Origin of the sequence: Sulfurovum sp. (assembly GCF_041562805.1) — a bacterium.
Lineage (GTDB): Bacteria > Campylobacterota > Campylobacteria > Campylobacterales > Sulfurovaceae > Sulfurovum.
Window position 1 is genome coordinate 1 of sequence record NZ_JBFFOH010000233.1, and the last position, 2891, is coordinate 2891.

Here is a 2891-nt window from a genome sequence, read left to right on the forward strand (position 1 = left end):
ACTGATTTAACACAGCAGCAATGTGATGTGATCGCTCAGAAGCTTAACAGTCGACCACGTAAACGTCTTAACTTCAGAACGCCAGAGGAATGCTACTATGGTTAGTGACTACATTTGTCGCAGTTCAAACTTGACACTAAGTGTTTTCATAGCACAAGTAGTAGCAATATGCATACAGGAATAAATAGCCCCAGTGATAACCATAAGCCTTTTCTCATTAGGTTACCCATTGGCTTTGGTTCACTTACCTTAAATGCGCGAGCAATGACAATTGCAATAAACCAGATTATAGGAATTATTGGCGACTTAAATAACAACTCCTCAGTTTGTGTCATTTCCCGATTGAAGTCATCGGCCTGGATCGCTGCACCTGCCATGATAAAGAATGAAAATATAAATAATATGACGCATGGTATAAGAGCGTAAGTTGATAATAGCCATAAATGTGGTCGGTTATTCATATTACACATAACGCCCAACTAAGCCGACCGCCGTAGCGGGGGTTGATTTTGTGCTATTCAGCACAAAACAAGCGCCGCGGAGGCGGGTCGGCTTGAGTGCCGTGTTAGAGGTTTTACTGAGTTTCACAACTTCCACTTTCTAGCGACTCAAGTATGTCTGCCACAGCGTCTTTATAAACAACTTCAGTTCCTTCTTCTAGAGCCTCTTTCCATTTCACGTATTCTTTGTGAAATGGTAAATATGGATACCTTTCAGCTGTTAATTTGATTACGCTTTTATCTAAGCTTTCTTTCGATAATGCCAAATACGGCAAAATTTTCACCTTCCCTTCGGTTGTAACTTTTTTCATTTTCACATTAAATACCGATACGTGGTAAACAGGGCCATATTTATCAGTTATGTCAATGCTGTTTATAAGTATTTCAGACCCATCCTCACCGCAACGAGTCTTATACGACCACATTTGGTGATATCTATATTCTTGTCCATAAGCAACTGAGATATAAAGAAATACAATAACTGTTAGTATGTACCTCATATTTACCTCTAACGCAAAACTAAGCCGACCGCCGTAGCGGCATGAATTTTGTGCTATTTAAGCACATAAATTTGTGCCGCGGAGGTGGGTCGGCTTGAGTGCATTGTTATAAGCTTTTTCACTCCATCCAGTCTGGTCCTTCACCTTCTGGACCATACCATGCCCAATCAATGAGTGTTTCAGCAAAGTATGCTTTGTTGAACGAGCCATAAAAATCACCGCTTAGAATTGCCAGGTTGTAGTTATCTTCTTTGCTATTTCCGCTTGGACATACATTATTAGAACAGATTAAAGTGCCATTCTTCGAACCAAACCCAACTATTAATGCTAGGTACTCATACAACTTTCCATCTGAATCTTGTACGAGTGCTGGAGTCTGAACTGTGATCCCAAACTCAGACTCAGCTTCTTTCCATGCTGAGATGATTAATAAATCTTCGCTATTCATGTTTTTGCTTATAACGCCTAGCTAAGCAGACCGCTGGAGCGGTGCGTATTTTGTGCGATTTTGCACAAAATATGTGCCGCGGAAGTGGGTCGGCTTGAGCGCATTGTTATATTTAATCATCACTTAAATCATATAAATTGACAGGATTTAATAGCTCTAATATTGACACCAGTGTATTATTAAATGATTCGTAATAATCATCGTTATCCTCAACACTGTATTCTTTGTTTTCAAAACGGTCTTTTAATTTACTCAACTCCGTTTTATATTTTGACTCAAATTGCTTTTCTGTTAGCTCTTTAGAGTCAGAGAGCATACTTTGAAGGGCGTCTCTTTCACCCTTGTCAGCATTATCTCCATCCCATGGAGATATGTCGTTATTTAATAGGAAATACAACTTTCTTTCTATTATTTGACTTAATCTAATACTCCCTACGTAATTTTTATCCATCTCTATGCTATTTCCAATTTAAATATAACGCTCTGTTAAGCCGACCGCCGTAGCGGGGCTTGTGTTTGTGCTACACAGCACAAACCAAGTGTCGCGGAGGTGGGTCGGCTTGAACTGATTGTTAGAGGTTTTGTTGATTTTCACTATGCTCTACCTCTATAGGCTTAACCTTACTGTAAATAAATAACCCCAGATTTAGGACAAGCCCTAGCAAAACGGCCTGTATGGCAAGAATGATTGGGATAATAATTATTGCGGTGATTCTGTTGGTATTTTCACTCATGCCACCAACATCAAGTAGTACAAATGGAATAATAACCAATCCCATTCCGATGAAGTAACCAAAAAAGGTGATCTTCATAATGCTGGTAAATGGTAGTTTGCTGTTAGTGACTGTTATTTTCATTATTTACCTCTAACAGTTATATTAACGAGACCTCATGTCTCGTTATACATTTTTATGTGTTTATCGCCCTTCACCTAATGACTCCAAGCTTCCAGATTGAATATTGATTGAAAACCACCAATCAAGCCAACCGCTCATATAGACCGTCCCCATAACTGCTACATCATGGCCTCTATTTTTACCAATGTAATTGAAGTAACAATCTTTTGGCTCTGATATCTGGCATATTTCATTGCCCTCAACACTAAATATGGTGATTAGCATTGGTTTTTTGATCTGGCCTGAGAGTGCAACCACAACATTATTATCTTTATCAAACAGGGCTTGATGAAGGTGCTGCACTTCAATAACTACGACTGTGCCGCCTAAATCCCAAGTAGCCACATTGTCTTTAGTCAGAATTTCCATGATTTACACATAACGTTCTAGCTAAACCGACCGCTGTAGCGGTGCGTATTTTGTGCGATTTTGCACAAAATATGTGCCGCGGAAGTGGGTCGGTTTGAGCGCATTGTTATGCTCACCACCTTCGACATGGTGCACCTATATTTGTCACAAAGAGACATAATGCGTGAACAAGCGCATA

5 protein-coding genes are annotated in these 2891 nt (G+C 39.6%); all 5 read right to left on the reverse strand.

Going from position 1 to position 2891, the window contains the following annotated elements:
• Positions 1 to 574 precede the first annotated feature (574 nt).
• Positions 575 to 1000 (reverse strand): hypothetical protein, encoded by a 426-nt coding sequence (locus ABYK33_RS15100; RefSeq protein WP_373034140.1) that lies wholly within the window; start codon positions 998 to 1000, stop codon positions 575 to 577.
• A gap of 118 nt (positions 1001 to 1118) precedes the next feature.
• A complete protein-coding gene (locus ABYK33_RS15105; RefSeq protein WP_373034141.1) occupies positions 1119 to 1448 on the reverse strand; it encodes a hypothetical protein in 330 nt (109 codons plus the stop codon).
• A 112-nt stretch (positions 1449 to 1560) separates the two neighbouring features.
• Complete coding sequence (locus ABYK33_RS15110) at positions 1561 to 1899, reverse strand: hypothetical protein (RefSeq protein ID WP_373034142.1); 339 nt, start codon at positions 1897 to 1899, stop codon at positions 1561 to 1563.
• Positions 1900 to 2020: 121 nt separating this feature from the next.
• A complete protein-coding gene (locus ABYK33_RS15115; protein ID WP_373034143.1) occupies positions 2021 to 2305 on the reverse strand; it encodes a hypothetical protein in 285 nt (94 codons plus the stop codon).
• 60 nt (positions 2306 to 2365) lie between these two features.
• Entirely contained in the window at positions 2366 to 2713 is a 348-nt protein-coding gene (locus ABYK33_RS15120; RefSeq protein WP_373034144.1) for a hypothetical protein, read from the reverse strand.
• Positions 2714 to 2891: the final 178 nt, after the last annotated feature.